Annotated in this window: 14 protein-coding genes; 9 read left to right on the top strand and 5 right to left on the bottom strand. The window is 39.1% G+C overall.

The genetic code is table 11. The features are described from left to right. Positions 1 to 364: 364 nt before the first annotated feature. Together gppA and rhlB are read right to left on the bottom strand one after the other, a co-directional pair. Complete coding sequence (gene gppA, locus I6F53_RS13485; protein ID WP_197239882.1) at positions 365 to 1,858, bottom strand: guanosine-5'-triphosphate,3'-diphosphate diphosphatase; 1,494 nt, start codon at positions 1,856 to 1,858, stop codon at positions 365 to 367. A 43-nt stretch (positions 1,859 to 1,901) separates the two neighbouring features. Next, entirely contained in the window at positions 1,902 to 3,179 is a 1,278-nt protein-coding gene (rhlB, locus tag I6F53_RS13480) for an ATP-dependent RNA helicase RhlB (RefSeq protein ID WP_024598841.1), read from the bottom strand. Between the two features lie 91 nt (positions 3,180 to 3,270). Between rhlB and trxA the strand changes: the two genes are divergently transcribed. Beyond that, complete coding sequence (trxA, locus tag I6F53_RS13475) at positions 3,271 to 3,597, top strand: thioredoxin TrxA (RefSeq protein WP_002960942.1); 327 nt, start codon at positions 3,271 to 3,273, stop codon at positions 3,595 to 3,597. Between the two features lie 187 nt (positions 3,598 to 3,784). Next, the gene (gene rho / locus I6F53_RS13470) at positions 3,785 to 5,044 is read left to right on the top strand and encodes a transcription termination factor Rho (RefSeq protein ID WP_197181121.1); all 1,260 of its coding nucleotides are present in this window, start codon (positions 3,785 to 3,787) and stop codon (positions 5,042 to 5,044) included. Between the two features lie 215 nt (positions 5,045 to 5,259). Here the strand turns inward: rho and I6F53_RS13465 are convergent, their stop codons facing one another. Next, entirely contained in the window at positions 5,260 to 8,091 is a 2,832-nt protein-coding gene (locus tag I6F53_RS13465) for an ATP-binding protein (RefSeq protein WP_197239881.1), read from the bottom strand. A gap of 76 nt (positions 8,092 to 8,167) precedes the next feature. Between I6F53_RS13465 and I6F53_RS13460 the strand changes: the two genes are divergently transcribed. Continuing rightward, positions 8,168 to 8,740: a DNA-J related domain-containing protein gene (locus I6F53_RS13460; protein WP_197181123.1), complete on the top strand. Its 573-nt coding sequence runs from the start codon at positions 8,168 to 8,170 to the stop codon at positions 8,738 to 8,740. A 22-nt stretch (positions 8,741 to 8,762) separates the two neighbouring features. Here the strand turns inward: I6F53_RS13460 and dbpA are convergent, their stop codons facing one another. Then, entirely contained in the window at positions 8,763 to 10,151 is a 1,389-nt protein-coding gene (gene dbpA, locus I6F53_RS13455; RefSeq protein WP_197181124.1) for an ATP-dependent RNA helicase DbpA, read from the bottom strand. 191 nt (positions 10,152 to 10,342) lie between these two features. Here dbpA and I6F53_RS13450 point away from each other — a divergent pair, with 191 nt between their 5' ends. From I6F53_RS13450 to I6F53_RS13440, 3 genes are all read left to right on the top strand, one after another. Beyond that, positions 10,343 to 12,430 (top strand): TonB-dependent siderophore receptor, encoded by a 2,088-nt coding sequence (locus I6F53_RS13450; RefSeq protein ID WP_197239880.1) that lies wholly within the window; start codon positions 10,343 to 10,345, stop codon positions 12,428 to 12,430. 179 nt (positions 12,431 to 12,609) lie between these two features. Then, positions 12,610 to 14,010 carry a M20/M25/M40 family metallo-hydrolase gene (locus I6F53_RS13445; RefSeq protein ID WP_197239879.1) on the top strand — a complete coding sequence of 467 codons (1,401 nt, stop codon included), beginning with the start codon at positions 12,610 to 12,612 and terminating at the stop codon, positions 14,008 to 14,010. 84 nt (positions 14,011 to 14,094) lie between these two features. Then, entirely contained in the window at positions 14,095 to 15,036 is a 942-nt protein-coding gene (locus I6F53_RS13440) for a tetratricopeptide repeat protein (protein WP_197239878.1), read from the top strand. A 75-nt stretch (positions 15,037 to 15,111) separates the two neighbouring features. Here I6F53_RS13440 and I6F53_RS13435 read toward each other — a convergent pair whose 3' ends face one another. Further along, positions 15,112 to 16,017, bottom strand: a complete 906-nt coding sequence (locus I6F53_RS13435) for a DUF808 domain-containing protein (RefSeq protein WP_197181128.1) — start codon at positions 16,015 to 16,017, stop codon at positions 15,112 to 15,114. Positions 16,018 to 16,161: 144 nt separating this feature from the next. On the opposite strand from I6F53_RS13435, the gene I6F53_RS13430 reads away from it, so the two are divergent. The 3 genes from I6F53_RS13430 to fre all read left to right on the top strand — a co-directional run bounded on the left by I6F53_RS13430 (position 16,162) and on the right by fre (position 18,922). Beyond that, the gene (locus I6F53_RS13430) at positions 16,162 to 16,443 is read left to right on the top strand and encodes an MliC family protein (RefSeq protein WP_197181158.1); all 282 of its coding nucleotides are present in this window, start codon (positions 16,162 to 16,164) and stop codon (positions 16,441 to 16,443) included. A 189-nt stretch (positions 16,444 to 16,632) separates the two neighbouring features. After that, the gene (ubiD, locus tag I6F53_RS13425; RefSeq protein ID WP_197239877.1) at positions 16,633 to 18,099 is read left to right on the top strand and encodes a 4-hydroxy-3-polyprenylbenzoate decarboxylase; all 1,467 of its coding nucleotides are present in this window, start codon (positions 16,633 to 16,635) and stop codon (positions 18,097 to 18,099) included. A gap of 109 nt (positions 18,100 to 18,208) precedes the next feature. Further along, positions 18,209 to 18,922, top strand: a complete 714-nt coding sequence (fre, locus tag I6F53_RS13420; RefSeq protein WP_166419571.1) for an NAD(P)H-flavin reductase — start codon at positions 18,209 to 18,211, stop codon at positions 18,920 to 18,922. The last annotated feature ends 6 nt before the right edge of the window (positions 18,923 to 18,928 follow it).

The raw sequence follows: 18,928 nt of genomic DNA, 5'->3' as shown, positions 1-18,928 counted from the left end.
TTGGCTGTTAGAACTCAATCTGTACGAGTGCCCACACAGATGATTGCTTTATATTGTTAAAGAACGTTTTGAGTCGCTTTAGCGTCTCAAGGGATGCGAATAATACACCCTTTATTTTTCGAGTCAATACTTTGTTTTAAACTTTCTTTCGACAATTTAAAACCGAAGTTTTATTTAACTCTCTGAGGTAGTTCGTGCCTCGCTATGCGTTGGCGTTTCCCGTCTCAGTGGGGTCGCATTATAGGGAGATCCGAAAACAGATCAACCCTTTTTTAAAGAAAACTTGAAATAATATGCTGTTCGCACATATTTACATCGAAATGGTTACTTTAAACACTAAAAAGGCCCTGATGGGCCTTTTTAATTAGTTTACTATGAGCTTCCACCCAAGTTTACCTTGTTGTTTAGACTCTTGTTGTAGCTCGCTGGCCATTAACGGATGATCTTTTAACCAGTTACTTTCAAACTTAAGGTCTAACACTTCATTTTTAGCAGTTAACTCAAACTTAGGCAGTACATCGTCTTGTCTGCGCATTGATAAGATGACTGCTATTCGTAGTAATCTCACTATATATTGCGCTAATAGACTATTTACGCCGAGTGAATTAAAACAGCCTTTTGGAAAATCTGAACGATGCGCATCTGCTACCGCTACTATTAATTTATGCTCTGACTGTGAAAAACCAGGCATATCGGTATTTTCCAAAATATAAGCGGTGTGTTTATGGTACTGCTTATACTCTATTAGTAATCCAATCTCATGAAGCTGCGCTACCGCTTTTAAAAGTGGTAACCCATTTAAGCTTTCAATTGGCCAATCTTTATCAATACTTACCGCTAACTGCATAGCCAAGCTTGAAACTCGACACGCTTGTTTTTGATCAACGTGATAACGACTCATAAACCCATCAACTGTGCGTTTACGAATGTCGTTATTATGAAACTCCGGAACCATACTATACAAAACACCTTCACGTAGTGCTCCACCCGCCAATCCCATTTTTTCTATTTCAAGAGATTCAAATAGTGCGATTAAGATAGCGAGTCCTGATACAAATACCAATCGACGGTCTTCACTTAATCCAGGAAGGTCTAGCGCTGCAATAGTGCTAAATGCAATTGCTTGCTCTTTTATGGTGTTTAGCTTTTCAAGTGTGAGTAAGTCGTCAAGATTTTGAGCGACCATAATTTCTTGAATTGCTTGTACTGTACCAGAAGCGCCTGATGCAATTTGCCATCCAGCTGCTTTATATTCTGGAGAAATTTCATCAATGACTGTACGAGCCGCTTTTATTGCTGCGTTAAAGTTACTCTTACTTAGTTGGCAATCTTTAAAGTAGCGTTCAAGATAGGTAACACATCCCATATTGAGGCTTTTGTAATGTAAGGCATCAAATGCTTTACCAATTACAACTTCGGTACTTGCACCACCAATGTCAATAACAAGCTGTTTACCAGTACAAGATGAAGTATGAGCAACACCTTTATAAATTGTGCGCGCTTCTAATTCTCCGCTAATAACATTAATGTTATGGCCAAGAATCTTTTCTGCATGATTTTTGAATACTTCGGCGTTAGTTGCCAATCGTAAGGTAGCGGTTGCTACTATGGTGATGTTTTTATCTGGGATATCTTGTAGACGCTCAGCAAAAAGGGCAAGGCATTCCCAGCCTCGCTGCATTGCTTCAGTGCTTAATACATTATCTTTATCGAGCCCTGCGGCTAATCGGACTTTGCGTTTAACACGTCCAATTGTTTGTAGACCGCCAGCAATTGATTTGGCTATAAGCATATGAAAGCTATTTGAGCCTAAATCAATAACTGCGTATACATTTTTTTGCGGTTTAAGTTGCCCCACCGTTCAAAAACCTCTAGTTACTACTACTTATACAAACGGTCGCTTACGACCGTCCTTTTTGGTAACTATTATTTGGGCGACGTCCGCTGTTATTACTGCGATTACGTGGACCATTTGAATAGTTGCGCTTTCTTTGAATAATAGGCTGAGTTAAATCATCTAGCAATGCTGTTTTATCATAATGCGATAAAGGAATGCTGTGCTCTATATATTCTTCAATTTCATGCAGGTTATATGCATATTGCTCACATGCAAAACTAATTGCGTGGCCTGATGCACCTGCACGGCCAGTACGACCAATACGGTGAACATAATCTTCGCAATCGTCAGGTAGGTCAAAGTTAAATACATGACTTACTTCAGGGATGTGAAGACCACGTGCTGCAACATCGGTTGCCACCAAAAAGTCTAAGTCGCCTTTACTGAACTGCGCTAATATAGTTTGGCGTTTTTTCTGGTTAACATCACCAGTAAGCATACCAACACGATGACCATCAGATTTAAGCCAAGCATAAACTGTTTCACAACTGTGCTTGGTATTTGCAAACACGATTGCTTTCTCTGGCCATTCTTCTTCAATTAAGGTTAACAACAGCTTAATTTTATCTTCTTGCGAAGGATGAAATAGCTCTTCTTGAATACGTTTACCCGTTTTAACGTCAGGTTCAATTTGAACATGCTCTGGGTTTGTCATGTGTTCAAACGCTAACTCTTGTACGCGATACGATAATGTGGCAGAAAATAATAAGTTTAAACGCTTTGATGTATCTGGCATACGATCGAACATATAGCGAATATCTTTGATGAAACCTAAATCGAACATACGATCAGCTTCGTCAAGCACGACTACCTCAATTTCATTAAGGGTGTAACAGCCTTGCTTATACAGATCTATTAGGCGACCTGTAGTACCAATTAAAATATCAACGCCTTTTTCTAGTTGTGCACGTTGTTTTTCGTAATCTTCGCCACCATATACTAAACCTAAGTTAAGATTACAGTGCGGCGCTAAAATTTTAGCATCTTTGTGTATCTGAATCGCAAGCTCCCGAGTAGGGGCCATGATCAGGGCTCTTGGATGTTTACTAGGTGCTTTGCTAGATTGTAATAACCGATGGCACGTGGCAGTTAAAAACGCCAACGTTTTGCCTGTACCAGTTTGAGCTTGGCCCGCGATATCGCGTCCATCACAAATAAAAGGTAGGCATTTTGCTTGAATAGGTGTGCAATATTCAAACCCATTCTCGGTTAAACCGGCAACCACTTCCGGTGCGATAGCAAAGTCTGAAAACTTTTTATCGGTTAAATGTGTCTTAGTCATAGCGTTTAAGCATAACGTTTAAACTTGCAATAAGAAACAAGAGTGTTTAAATACGCACTAAATATTTCGCCTAACTAAATCGGAGAGCGCAATGAGCGAGAAAATAATCCAAATTACTGACGATAGCTTTGAAGCTGACGTATTACAATCAGACAAACCAGTACTAGTAGATTTCTGGGCTGAATGGTGTGGACCTTGTAAAATGATCGCCCCTATTCTTCACGAAGTTGCTGATGAATACGACAGCCGTGTGACTGTTGCTAAATTAAACATTGACCAAAATGCTGGCACACCGCCAAAATTTGGTATTCGTGGTATCCCTACTTTACTTCTTTTCAAAGATGGCCAAGTAGCTGCAACGAAAGTAGGTGCTCTTTCAAAAACTCAACTTATCGAGTTTTTAGAAAACAACATCTAACTGTAAGCTAGAACAATAAAAAAGGGCTTTTTGCCCTTTTTTTAAATTTATTTTGTATAAAGACTGGACGCTTTGCCAGTGAACTGCTAGTTTATAAAGCCAACTAATCCTTAGTTATATTCAACAAACCTCACTCAACGATCAAAGCGATTTTGAGTATGACAACTGTAATAAAGAACCCACCAATATGCATTTACGCGAATTAAAAGACAAGTCCATTAAAGAACTTGTAGACTTAGCTGAGTCCATGGGGCTCGAAAACGTAGCCCGCTTAAGAAAGCAAGATATCATTTTTGCCATTCTTAAATCCCATGCCAAAGGCGGAGAAAATATCTTCGGCGGCGGTGTATTAGAGATTTTACAAGATGGTTTCGGCTTTTTAAGATCATCGGAAGCCTCTTACTTAGCTGGCCCAGATGACATTTATGTTTCACCTAGCCAAATTCGCCGTTTCAGCATGCGTACTGGCGATTCAATTTCAGGACTTATTCGTCCACCGAAAGATGGCGAACGTTACTTTGCTTTACTTAAAGTAAATGAAGTTAACTTTGATAAACCTGAAAACTCTCGTACTAAAATTCTTTTTGAAAACTTGACGCCGTTACACGCTAACGAACGTTTTCGCATGGAACGTGGTAACGGCAGTAAAGAAGATATTACAGCCCGTGTACTTGATTTAGCATCTCCTATTGGCCGCGGCCAACGTGGTTTGTTAGTAGCGCCGCCAAAAGCGGGTAAAACAATGCTACTTCAAAATATTGCGCAATCAATTACGCATAACCATCCAGATGCAACATTAATGGTATTACTGATTGATGAGCGTCCGGAAGAAGTAACAGAGATGCAGCGCCTAGTTAAAGGTGAGGTTATTGCATCAACGTTCGATGAACCAGCTTCTCGCCACGTACAAGTTGCCGAAATGGTTATTGAAAAAGCAAAACGCTTAGTTGAACACAAAAAAGATGTTGTTATCTTATTGGATTCAATCACTCGTTTAGCACGTGCTTATAACACCGTTATTCCTTCATCAGGTAAAGTACTTACTGGTGGTGTAGACGCTAATGCATTACACAAACCTAAGCGCTTCTTTGGTGCTGCACGTAACGTTGAGGAAGGTGGTAGCTTAACAATCATAGCTACAGCGCTTATCGATACTGGCTCTAAAATGGATGAAGTTATCTACGAAGAGTTTAAAGGTACTGGTAATATGGAATTACACCTTAACCGTAAAATTGCGGAAAGACGTGTATTCCCAGCTATCGACTTTAACCGCTCAGGTACTCGTCGTGAAGAATTACTAACAAAACCAGATGAGCTTCAAAAGCTTTGGATTTTACGTAAAATTGTTCATGACATGTCAGAAATTGATGCTATGGAATTCTTAATCGATAAACTATCGATGAGCAAAACCAATAACGAATTTTTTGATTCGATGAGACGCCAATAAACGCGTTTTAATTGAATAAAAAAAGCGCCTTAGGCGCTTTTTTTGTGTCTGGATTAAATACAGTTTAGCTTTCATACCAATTCCATTAAGTATGTGATCTAAATTTTACGCCGAAAAAATAATTCAGTTCTAGGCGTAAATTGATGTAAATGGTTGTTCCCTTTGCGAAATTCACAACAAAGAAATGGGTTGTTTTAGCAAGTAAAATAGATCAGCTATTTATTGGAATTGGTATCATTATACTTTTTTAGTACGCTCTGCAGCGAAGTAACTAACGTTTTAAAGTCATCCCCACTACTCTTTTGGGTTCTACGTATAAGTGCTCTATCTAAACTTTTTGCTGATTGCGCAATTTCATCTAAGCCAAACATTTGCGCTGCTCCTAATATGCGATGACTATCTTTTTGTAGCGCATCTAAATCCTCGCTTATAAAATGCTGAGTAATTGTTTCACTCTCTAAAGCAAAGCTTTGCTTAAAGCTAATCACCAAATCGCTTATATCAATTTCAGTATGCTTTGTAATTGGCTGATTCTCTGCGCTATTGAGGTGATTAGAAAGTGCTTTATAAAATGACTCTTTGTCGATCGGTTTACCTAAGTAACCAGTAAATCCAAGCTCTAAATAACTATCTACTTCATGGCTCATAGCATTTGCGGTTAAAGCAAAAATAGGCCGTTCAAAACCACATTTCTTTAATAGTGTAAAAGCAGAACGCCCATCCATCACGGGCATTTGAATATCGAGTAAAACTAAATCCGGATACTCTTGTAAGCACTTCTCTACCGCTTGCTCACCATTCTCTACAGCAATAACCTCCAGCCCCATTGAGCGTAAGTAGCGGCTTATTAACCTACGATTGTCAGGATGATCTTCTGCAAGTACAACCCGACCAGCCAATTGCTTATTTGCCTTAGGAGCACTTTGATTTTCAATCATGCTTTGCGATTTATTTACTTCTGCACAGGGTAAGAAAAACGAGAATTGACTGCCTTTTTTATATTCGCTTTGTACGCTTATATAACCGCCCATCATAGAGGCCAATTGTTGCGATAAGCTAAGGCCTAAGCCCGTACCACCAAAACGGCGGCTAATACTGTTATCTGCTTGGCTAAAGCATTCAAAAATAAGCTTTAACTGTTTAGAGCTCATACCTATACCGGTATCTTTTACAATAATAACTAGCCCCTGCTCACTCTTATTTAAAGCAATGATAACCTGCCCAGAATGAGTGAACTTAATAGCATTTGCACATAAATTTATCAGAATCTGCTTTACGCGAATCAAGTCGAGCTTAGTGTAAAATTCATTACCCACTTGATTGTCTAAAATAAGGTGTAGATTTTTTGCTTTTGCTTCGGTGATAAACATTGCGTGCACATCATTTACAAGCTCTACAATATCAAAGCATGAAATATTTAACTCTAATCTATTGGCTTCAATTTTACTTAAATCGAGTACGTCGTTTATTAAGCTTTTTAAATGATCGCTATGGCGCTGAATTACTCTTAACTCATCTTTAAGTGATTCTGGCTCATATAACCCATTAATTAAAGCATCTGTTTGCCCTAATATAGCTGTGAGAGGGGTGCGAATTTCGTGGCTAATATTAGCTAAAAACTGACTTTTAACATCGTTGGCTTCTCTGAGCTCTTGTGCAATCGCCTGTAACTCGGCTGTGCGCTGCGTAACTTGTTCTGTTAACAGCTGCTTTGCACGTTTTTCTGCACCACGACGATAAAGCGCAATACCTGTTACAACAACTAAAAGTAACAGTAAAAAAGAGAATAGAGTAAGCTGGGAACGCTGCGACATTTTTAGCTTTTGCACACGGCGATCTTGTTTAAGTTTTTCTATTTCTTGGTTTAATTGCGTTGCTTTAAATTGGTTTTGAAGAACTGCTAATGCATTGATAATTGCCGTACTTCTAAGTTTTCGTTGCTCACTAATATACTTTTGCTGCAGAGCCATAGCGCTTGAATAATCACCTTTACTAGCCTCAAGAAGTGCTTTAGCGCCTAAGCTCTCCCTAATTATTCGCTCACTGCCATATTCATGAGCAAGTAAAATAGCTCTATCTAAATTTATTTGAGCCTCTTCTAAATCTCCCTTAACAAACTGAATTTTAGCTAGCGCGTGTAGCGCATTGAGCTCTAAATTATGGTTATCTATTTTAAGCGCATAGTGCTCACCTAATTTAGCTTGCTCGTATGCCTCATCAACTTTTTTCAATACTAAATTAGTATTTGCCAAATTAGTATATTGTGTAGATAACTTATTATAATCATTGGCTGAAATATAATAACGCAGCGCTAACTGATAATAATGTAGTGCTAAATCAAATTGGTTACTCTCCATATGAGCAACACCCATATTATTATATACCTGCGCAATACCGCTTTTATCATCTAATCGCTCATAAACCTTAAGCACATCTTGATAAAGGCTAAACGCACTATCGTAGCGTGATAAACGTATATAAACACCTGCTATATTAAGCAATATATCGGTTTGATCTTGCTCACTACCGTGCGCTTCGTAAATAGCTTTTGCTTTTAAATAAAACTCTAGGGTATCGCCTAGCTTATTCATATTAAAATAAGCCAAGCCAATATTATTTAGTAAATTTGCTTGTTCAAGTAATTGTTCATTTTTTTCAGCTAATACTAGGGTGCGGGTATATTCAGTAATAGCCTTTTGAAATAAGCCTTGATAAAAAAGTGCCACACCTTGCATTTTTATTGCACGGAAGTGCTCATCAGGAAAGAAAGTATCTGAGGTATGTTGTTCTAGTAATTTAAAATAGTGTAAAGATTCTTTAAAATTATCAGCCGATAACGCACTATTACCCAATGCTGAATAAACAGCGACACGCTCTTTTTTAGAGATGTTTTTATTAGTGAGTAGCGTGTTTGCTAATTGTAATTTAGGCTCCCACTGCACTTCGTTTTTGAATTGCTCAAATAGCGAATCAGTATCTTGGGCATAGCTAGGAGCTATTAATACACAGCATATAGTAAATAAGAGGCATTTAAACTTGCCCAGCATAATTTTAATCCTTCAAACCGTTACTTATATCAGTGTAATCTTTATTGAAGATACACCAACTACTAGGGCCTAAACAATGCTTAACCCACTGATTGATGAGATTTTTGAGCTAATATTAACAAAGCAGGTTTGGCAAGTTCATACTTTAGCAGCAGAACTGACAAACCGCAGCGCAATTACAACTCTCGATAAAAGCCCTGAACGTGATTTATTTAAACGTAACTTTTTAATTATGAATGCATTGTACCAACTTCAGGCACAATTGCGTCCTCAGAGTTTACTCATTTCAACTCTGCATATCGAGCTTTTAGAAAAAGGAGCTAATAGTTTAGTAACAACAAGTGAAAATTTGCGAGATTATTATTTAGATTGGCATAATTACGATACCAGTGAAGAGCAGATTGATACGCTTTTAAATAGCTTTTGGCGTCAATTTAAAACGACGTCACCACAACAGACTTTAAACGAAAGTGAATTTAAAGCGTTGGCTTTAGAATGGAAGTTACCTGAAAATTTTACGCTTAAAAACCTTCAAAAACGCTGGCGACAGTTAGCATTAAAAATGCACCCAGATAAACCAAATGGATGTGAAGTGAAGTTTAATAAAATAAAATTACAATACGAGCAGCTAAAGGTAGCTGCTCGCTAATTTGTTAATTTAGCCTTTTAAATTAACGAGTAAGACGACGTGCGCGTATCTTACGCCCTTTAATATTACCTTCGGTTAATTTACGGAGCGCAGGTTTTAATGAGTTACGCTCAACAGCAACAAACGCTACGTTATCAAGTACATTAATTTTACCTACCTGACGACCTGCAACCCCATCTTTACCCGTTAAAGCACCTAAAATATCACCAGCGCGCACTTTTTGTTTTTTACCTGAATCAATCATCAAAGTAACCATTTCAGGGCGGTACGGCGGTTTATCTAATAAATTAAACGACGGCATTTGCTCTGGCGTAATATCGCGCTCGTAATGCTCCCCTATTTGAGCAATTTTAAATGCTTCTGCTTCACCGTAAATAGAACATGCAATGCCCTTTTTACCAGCACGTCCAGTTCGGCCAACACGATGCACATGTGTTTGCGTGTCATGCGCTAAATGGTAGTTAATAACCATATCCATGTCATCAATATCTAAACCACGTGCTGCAACATCGGTTGCAACAAGTATTGAAGCACTTTTATTTGAAAAATGGATTAGCGTACGCTCACGATCACGTTGTTCTAAATCTCCATGTAGTGAAACAGCACTAAAGCCTTCATCAGCTAAATCATCACACACTTGTTGTGTTTCTACCTTGGTATTACAAAATACAACACAGCTTTGTGGCGTAAACTTAAGTAGCAATAATTTAAGTGTTGGGTAGCGCTGCTTATTGTTATCCATTTTGTAGAAGTACTGCTTAATTGTACTTTTGGCTTGCTCTTCTTCTACTTTAACCATTTCTGGATTTTTAAGTACACGTTTAGCAATTGCTTCAATCGCTCTTGGGAATGTTGCACTAAATAACAATGTTTGACGATTCTGTGGAATACGCTCAATAATTGCATCAAGTGTGTCTTGAAAACCCATATCAAGCATTTGATCGGCTTCATCAAGCACCAGTGTTTCAACATCGTCTAAACGTAAAGTACCTTTACGAATATGGTCATCAACACGCCCGGGCGTGCCAACAATAATATGTGCGCCATGTTCAAGTGAGCCAATTTGAGGACCAATTGATACACCGCCACATAACGTTAATATTTTAATATTGTGGATACCGCGCGCTAATTTGCGCATTTCAACCGCAACCTGCTCAGCAAGCTCTCGGGTTGGGCATAAAACTAACGACTGAATACGAAAGCGTTTTACGTTTAATTTAGCGAGTACGCCCAAACTAAACGCAGCAGTTTTACCTGAACCGGTTTTTGCCTGAGCAATGATGTCTTTACCAGCAAGTACAGGCGGTAAACTTTGCGCTTGTACAGGTGTCATGTGGGCATAGCCAAGTGTTGATAAATTATCAACGAGTCCAGCTGGTAAAGCCAAAGATGAAAAAGCAGTTGAAGTCACAGTAAGTTCCATAGCAATAAAAATAACATGGGAGAAAGCCCCACTAAATATGCTGCTAATAATAGCAGAATTCGCAATTGGCAACCATTAACAAACACATTATAAAGCATGTTAATGAAAGGTGTTGAAAATGATAGTGATTTGCATTAGGATCTCGATTGTTTTTTACATAACTGCGCTGGAAGCAATCAATGAAACTGAATTCTCTTTACATAGCACTATTGGCAAGCATTACAACAAACGCATATGCAAACTCTACCGACCTTGAACGTATAGAAGTAAAAGGTAGCTACTTTAACGATTACAAAGTAGATAACGCCAATGGCGCAATGAGAACGTCAGCTTCATTACTTGAAACAGCACAATCTGTAACCGTAATTACAGACACTATTGTTAATGAACAACTTGCCACTACCCTTGGCGAAGTACTAACAAATGATGCCAGCTTAACGGCAGGCTCACAGCAACGAAACCGTGAAGTATTTAACTTACGTGGGTTTGAGCTAAGCTCATCGACAGGTTATTTACGCGACGGGCATCAGCATTGGTCGCACTACCAGCAACCAATCGAAATTTTGCAACAAGTTGAAGTAATTAAAGGCCCATCAAGTATTTTATATGGTCAGTCAGGCCCTGGTGGATTGGTTAACATGGTAACCAAAAAACCAACTGCAACGACATTATTTAATGCCAGTGCCGATGTAGACCAACATGGTTCAACGCGCTTTATGGTTGATGCTGCAGGCGCATTAACAGAATCGGAAGATTTACGTGCTCGCGGTATTTTAGTTAAACAAGATGTTGATTACTGGCGTGAATACCAAAACGGTGAAAACCGCGAGCGTGACCGCTTTTTAGGTGCTTTAGTTGTAGATTACGATATTAGCGACAACGCATTAGTACGTGTGCATTACGACCGCACAGACGATAAAGCCGGTTTAGATACTGGCGCATGGATAGATGATAATGCCAATGTAATTGGCGATGATAAAACTATTCGTGATATGTCTTGGGCATTTACCGATATCACTGTAGAAAACGTAGGTGTAGACCTAGAAGTATTTTTAACCGATAACTGGCAAGTAAAACTTGGTTATAATGAGCAAGACTTTAAGCGCCAACGTTTTGAATCGGCACCGCGTATGCCGGGTGGCTTTACTGAAGGCGACAGCTATGAATCTCGCCCTTACGATCGTTTTGATGATTGGCAGTTTAAAACCGCATTTATTGATTTTATTGGTGAGTTTGAAACAGCTGGCTTACAGCATCAGTTTTTAATTGGCGCAAACTCGCTTGATTACTACTACGGGCAATTACGCACAGCACTGCCTAAAGAAGAATACCTTTACTATTCAGCAGGTCAAGACGAACCATCTCGTCCATCAGTAAGCTATAAAACAGATGATACAATAAGCGAAACTGAATATGACTACTACGGTATTTACGTTCAAGACTTAATTTCGTTCTCACCAGAGTGGCAATTATCGCTAGGTGGCCGTTACGATAAACAAACACGAGAAGATGCAGATAACGAATCATTTGTACCAAAAGTAGGCGTGCTTTATCACCCAAATGCTTCTGCAACTATATACGCTAGTTACTCAGAAGGTTTCGAGCCTCAAGGTAGCGAAACATTAATTGATGAAACAGATGTAAATAACGGTATGAAATTAGATGCTATTACATCTGAGCAAAGAGAAATTGGTATTAAATGGCAGTTATTTGATGACCGCTTAATGCTTACCAGTGCTATTTTTGATATTAGCAAAGAAGGTACTCTTGTTAGCGAACAGCTTGAGACGCCTATTGGCTCATTCACAAGTGAAACAAACCAAGTAGGTGAACAACGCCACAAAGGCTTTGAAATTGCAGCTCAAGGCGCTGCAACAGATCGTTTATTTGTAATGGCATCAACTATGTACCTAGATGCTAATTTTGAACGCGATGAAAAACTTGAAGGCAAACGCCCTACCGATGCACCAAAATGGTCGGCATCACTTTGGACTCGTTATGAATTAAACGATGCAATTGCACTTAATGCAGGTGCTTTTTATGAAGGCGAGCGCTTTGCCGACAGCGACAATACAGTTACTAAAGATGCGTACACTCGCGTTGATGTAGGTGCTACTTATAAGTTTAACTTAAGTAATACCGATATTAATTTACGCCTTAACATTGAAAACTTATTTGATAAAAACTATCTAGGCGGTGGTGGCACTAATAACGTAACTGTTGGCGAAGGTACAAATCTTCGTTTGGCTGCGCAATTTAGCTTTTGATTAAACGCTTACAATAATAGTTTTAAAATATAGCCCGCGTACATTTACGCGGGCTTTTTTATATCTAAACGTTTATACCTAGCAGCATAAAACTATTACAAAGGCTATTCATCTCATCTATTTTTTATCGTGTTTATTACATGCTCTAATAGTGTTAATTATTAAAAAGGCTCACCAAAATGAAAAAATTGATTACTGCACTACTGTTTACCAGCAGTATGGCTGCAAACGCTAACAGCGCCGAATTCACCCAAAAACAATTACAACAAGTAGACGAAGTACGCACTTCTGCTCTAAATAGTGATTTAAGCTATAAATTACTAGAGTCATTAACAACTGAAGTTGGCCCACGACTTCCTGGAACCGAAAACGACAAAAAAGCGGTTGCATGGGCTAAAGCTAAATTTAATGAGCTTGGTTTTGATAAAGTATGGCTAGAAAAAGCAACGTTTCCTGAATGGCGCCGTTATAGCGAAAGCGGAAAAATACTGACTCCAAGCGAGCAACCACTGCACTTAACGGCGCTGGGTAACAGTATAAGCACGCCAAAAGATGGGATCACAGCACCAGTAGTCTTGTTCGAAACACTTGATGAGTTAATTGCAGCACCAGCAAACAGCTTAAAAGGTAAAATTGCATATATTAATTACCGTATGAACCGCGATATAGACGGCAATGGTTACGGACCTGCTGTAAAAGCACGCGGAACTGGCGCTATAGAAGCGTCTAAAAAAGGCGCTGTTGCCTACATGATGCGTTCGGTTAGCACCGGTCATCATCGTTTTGCGCACACTGGTGGTAGTTACTATAAAGAAGGTGTTAAAAAAATACCTAATGTAACCATTGCTAACCCAGATGCCGATCAAATCGCACGCTTAGTCGCTTTAAATAAAGACGTATCGGTAAATATTAATGTGCAAACCGAAAGCCTTGGCGAAGGTACTGGCTATAACGTGATTGGTCAATTTAACGGTACTGAAAGCCCTGAGCAATACGTATTAATTGGCGGACATTTAGATTCTTGGGATTTAGGAACTGGCGCATTAGATGACGGCGCAGGCGTTGCACTAACAATGGCAGCCGCTAAGCATATTAGCGATGTAAAACGTCCTCAGCGCAGTATTCGTGTGGTACTTTTTGCAGCCGAAGAGCTAGGACTTTGGGGAGCAAAAGCGTACTTTGCACAGCATAAAAACGAGCTAAACAATATTGTTGCAGCCGCTGAGTCTGATTTTGGTGCCGATGTTGTATATGCTTTTGAATCGAACGTAAGCGCAGAGTCACTTCCTGTAGTACGCGCTATAGCAAAAGAGCTTGCACCATTAAATGTTGAATACATTGGTAAAAACCAAGCGAATGGTGGCCCGGATCTAATTCCACTTAAAAATGTAACGTCAGCACCTATTTTTGAACTTGCTCAAGATGGAACTGATTATTTTGATTACCACCATACAGCCGACGATACCCTTGATAAAGTAACACCCGCTAAGCTTCGTCAAAATACTGCAGCATACGCCGTATTTGCTTTAATGGCTGCCGATGCTAAAACAACAATCAAGCCTAAGGCGCAAACTAAATAACCTGACATACTTACTTACAGTTTGCAGCTTTGATTAATGCGCTCCTTGTTTTACCTTTAAGTAATTAAACAAGGAGCGTGCTTTATGTTACTTTTCAACACGAGTGAATCATTTCCACATTTTGCACAAACAATACGCTGTCCTCACTGCCAAAGCGACGCCTATCATTTAGTAAATAAAAGCCGCTATTTACGATTTAGTATTTTGCCTATACTCGCCTTAAAATTAAATTACAAACGCGAGTGCTATCAATGCGGAAAAAGCGAACCTGTAAAAATTAAGCAGCTGCCATTAGCCGAAAAACTTAGCTTCCCAAAGTACTTTATTGGTACCTTTTTATTGCTATGGTTAGTCACCTTCTTTTATCAACAGCATCTTGATACCGAAGCTCAAAAACGACATTACTTAAACGCACCAAAACTATACGATACCTACTTAGTGCAGGCTGATAAATTTACCCATGAACCTTGGACTCTTACAAACCTAAAAATTGCTCAAGTAATAAGTTTTGACGCACAATTTACTACCTTTCAAGTAAGTAACTACAGCTATAAACGAAATAACAGTATTACGCTGGCAATGCGTACTAGCCAATTAGTACAAAATGACTATTTTTCAACTAAAACAATTACTCTCCCCCGCAATGAAATAAAACGCTTATATAAAGACGACGTTATTTACGACGTACTGCGCCCTTATGCCAACAGCCTTTATGGCGGATTTGTGATGTTTCCCCCTAAACCTAAGCCACTATATAAAGGCTTAAAGCTCGATAAAAACAATCAACAGGGCATTATTTATTTTAAAGATGGATTATTTGTTGAAGCATTTGATAGCTTTAAATTAGCTGCCGAAGCGGGTTCTCAGTGGGGGCAATTAAATTTAGCGCAGATGTATCGTGATGGTGAAGGCGCTGAGCAAAATCATCAACAAGCAATTTATTGGTATAAAAAGGCTATTGAGCAAAAAAATACTAAAGCACAATTTGAACTGGAGTCTCTTTGTGAAATAGCTGAATGCGGGTAAGTCGATTAGGTAAGTTATCAATTGACTAAAAGTCGGTTTTTATAAAGCTGGCGTAATAAATACGCCAGCTATTAATTATTTTTTAAATAACTTTGTATAACCTACATGTATAAGCACAACAACTAAGCCGGCAATAACGCCTAGCAAACCATCAAATACAAGGGGTGCTAATACTTCACCAGTGCCGCCAGCAACAGACTGAGCATAGCTTGTTACATCCAACTGTATATGATGCAGCAACGCAACACCATGGACCAAAATACCGCCACCCACTAAAAACATCGCGATTGTGCCAGCAAACGCTAAAAACTGCATTAGCCTAGGTGCGGCGGCAAGCAAACCTTTACCTAGTAATTCTTTAAATTTATTAGCAGATATTTTTGATTGGTTAAGTAAATAAAGCCCTGCATCATCCAATTTTACAATACCGGCAACCAAGCCATAAACGCCAATCGTCATTATTATTGCAATAACGCAGAGCACTAAAGCCTGGTTAAGCAATGTAGCGCCTGCCACTGTGCCTAAAGTAATAACTATAATTTCGGCAGAAAGAATAAAGTCGGTTCTTATTGCGCCTTTTATTTTTTGTTTTTCGTACTCAACTAAATCTAATTTTTCATCCTCATCTACCGCTTCATTGTGGTGAGGTAAAAACTTAGCAAATACTTTTTCAGCTCCCTCAAAACATAAAAACAAGCCACCCATCATTAACAAAGGTGTTATTAGCCAAGGCAGCCATACACTTATTAATAAAGCGGCGGGTACCAATATCGCTTTATTTAAAAATGAGCCTTTTGCAACAGCCCAAACAACAGGTAATTCACGCTCAGCGGCAACACCTGTAACTTGCTGTGCGTTAAGTGCTAAATCGTCACCTAGTACACCCGCCGTTTTTTTTGTTGCTACCTTACTCATAGTCGCAATGTCGTCAAGTAAAGTAGTTATATCGTCTAATAAGGTTAAAAGGTTAGTGCCAGCCATAAAGCTTCCCAGCTCAAAAAATATTGCTATAAACATAACGTAAAGCGTAATTTTCACCAACGGTTAATTTTGCTTTGTTATTCTCATATAAACAAAATAGATAAGTCATCTAAAAGCAGTGGCTTAAAAGTAAATGGAGGAATGATGAAAGTATATTTGTCTATAGTGGCCGGTTTACTTAGCTTAACGGCATGTAACGACCCGCAAATAAGTACCACCTACTTATGTGACAAAAGCACTGTAAATCTCAATGTTATTAATCAGAGCAATGCTGAGCTTACTTTCAATAATCATACTTATTTACTTAATAGCGAAAGAAGTGCATCCGGTAATAAATATATAAATGAAGATGTTTTATTTTGGGGGAAGGGTAACAACGCAATGCTAATAATTGCAGGAAAAAAACACCAATGCGTTACAGAGTAAAAAATAATATATTCAATTCAATGCTGAACTAAATAAAGTAATAAAGCGTATTAAGCCAAGTTAAAAACTAATTAACTCATATATATTGTAACTGTATTAAGGGTACTCTAAGTTTTGAGTGCAAATAATGACTTGCCTTGCATGAACTGGGTATAATACTTCAACTCTTTAGCTTAATAGCGGCCTCCAATGAAATACAAAGATTTACGTGATTTTATCGATTTGCTTGAAAAAAAAGGCGAACTTAAACGTATTACCCAAGAAATCGACCCGCATCTTGAAATGACCGAAATATCTGATCGCACATTGCGTGCTAAAGGTCCCGCGTTATTATTCGAAAATCCAAAAGGCTACGATATGCCGGTGCTTACCAATTTATTTGGTACACCAAAACGCGTAGCTATGGGCATGGGCCAAACCGATGTTAGTGAACTACGTGAAGTAGGTAAGCTACTCGCTTTTTTAAAAGAGCCAGATCCACCAAAGGGCATTAAAGAAGCCCTAGGCGCTATACCTATTTTTAAGCAAGTGCTTAATATGCCAGCAAAAGAAGTTAAAAAAGCGCCTTGCCAACAAGTAGTTTTAGAAGGTGATGATGTAGACTTAACTAAATTACCTATTCAGCATTGCTGGCCGGGTGACGCTGCACCATTAATTACTTGGGGCCTTACCGTAACTAAAGGACCTTATAAAAAGCGCCAAAATTTAGGTATTTATCGCCAACAGCTATTAGGCAAAAATAAAATAATTATGCGCTGGTTATCACACCGTGGTGGCGCGCTTGATTTTCAAGAATGGTGTAAAGAAAACCCAGGGCAACCTTATCCGGTTTCTGTTGCATTAGGTGCTGACCCTGCAACAATACTAGGCGCTGTAACACCAGTACCCGACACATTAAGCGAATATGCATTTGCTGGTTTATTACGTGGTAGCAGAACCGAAGTTGTTAAATCTATTTCCAATGACCTACAAGTCCCTGCCAGTGCAGAAATAGTACTTGAAGGTTACATTATGCCGGGTGAAATGGCGCCAGAAGGCCCTTATGGCGATCATACTGGTTACTATAATGAAGTCGACGACTTTCCAGTTATGACCGTGACTCACTTAACGCATCGTAAAGACCCTATTTATCACAGCACATTTACTGGTCGTCCGCCTGATGAGCCTGCTATTTTAGGTGTAGCACTTAATGAAGTGTTTGTGCCGATATTACAAAAGCAGTTTCCTGAAATTGTCGATTTTTACCTTCCGCCTGAAGGGTGCTCGTACCGTATGGCGATTGTAACAATGAAAAAACAATATCCTGGTCATGCTAAGCGCGTGATGATGGGCGTTTGGTCGTTCTTACGTCAGTTTATGTATACTAAGTTTGTAATTGTGTGCGATGACGATATTAATGCCCGTGATTGGGAAGATGTTATTTGGGCTATAACAACCCGAATGGACCCCGCCCGCGATACAACATTAATAGAGAACACACCTATTGATTATCTCGATTTTGCATCGCCAGTTTCTGGCCTTGGTTCAAAAATGGGAATGGATGCTACCAATAAATGGCCTGGCGAAACCACCCGTGAATGGGGCGAGCCTATTGTTATGGATAAAGACACCAAAGACCGCGTAGATGATATTTGGGAAAGCCTTAATATTCTTTAAGTACTTATATGTAAGTACATAACAGGCTATAAAATAACCCTGCGGATATGCTAGAATCGACTCATTCGATTGCGTATCTGCTGTTAAAAGCGCTGCTAAAAGGTAAAAAATGCAAACATTAAAAGCTGAAGTTGTAGCTATCAGCCCACTTACAGAATTTGTTCATAAAGTAATTTTAAAGCCACAACAACCTGTGACCTTTGAAGCTGGCCAATACATGCAACTGGTGTTAGGCGAAAAAGACAAACGTGCTTTTTCTATAGCTAGCCGCCCTTCACAGTGCGATGCAATAGAACTGCATATTGGCGCGTCAGGTGCCGATTCGTATGCAATGCAATCGCTGGAACATTTACGAAGTGCACATAATGATGGGCAGTTAGTAGACATTGAAGCCGGACTGGGTATTTCACAGTTGCGCCTACAATGTGAGCGACCAATTATTTTACTTGCCGGCGGTACTGGTTTTTCATACGCAAAATCAATGGCTGATCACTTAGCTGAGATTAAATGCGACCGCCCTGTATTGTTTTACTGGGGCGTAAAAGAAGAGTCTGCTTTATACGCACACACCGAAATGCAAACATGGGCCGATAGCCACAAAAACTTTGAGTTTATTCCTGTGGTAGAAAACCCTTCTGCTAATTGGCAAGGTCATACTGGTTATGTACACAAAGCAGTAATGCAAGATATTGTATCGCTTGAACCGTACGATATTTACATGGCGGGTCGTTTTGACATGATAGGTATCGTCCGTGATGACTTTATTACTCATGGTGCAATACGTGAAAACATGTACGCAGATGCATTCGCATTTATCAAATAATTGAAA

Origin of the sequence: Pseudoalteromonas sp. SWN29, assembly GCF_015864465.1 — a bacterium.
Classification (GTDB): Bacteria; Pseudomonadota; Gammaproteobacteria; order Enterobacterales; family Alteromonadaceae; genus Pseudoalteromonas.
The sequence above is the reverse complement of the archived record's forward strand: the minus strand, read 5'-3'. Positions and strand labels throughout refer to the sequence as shown.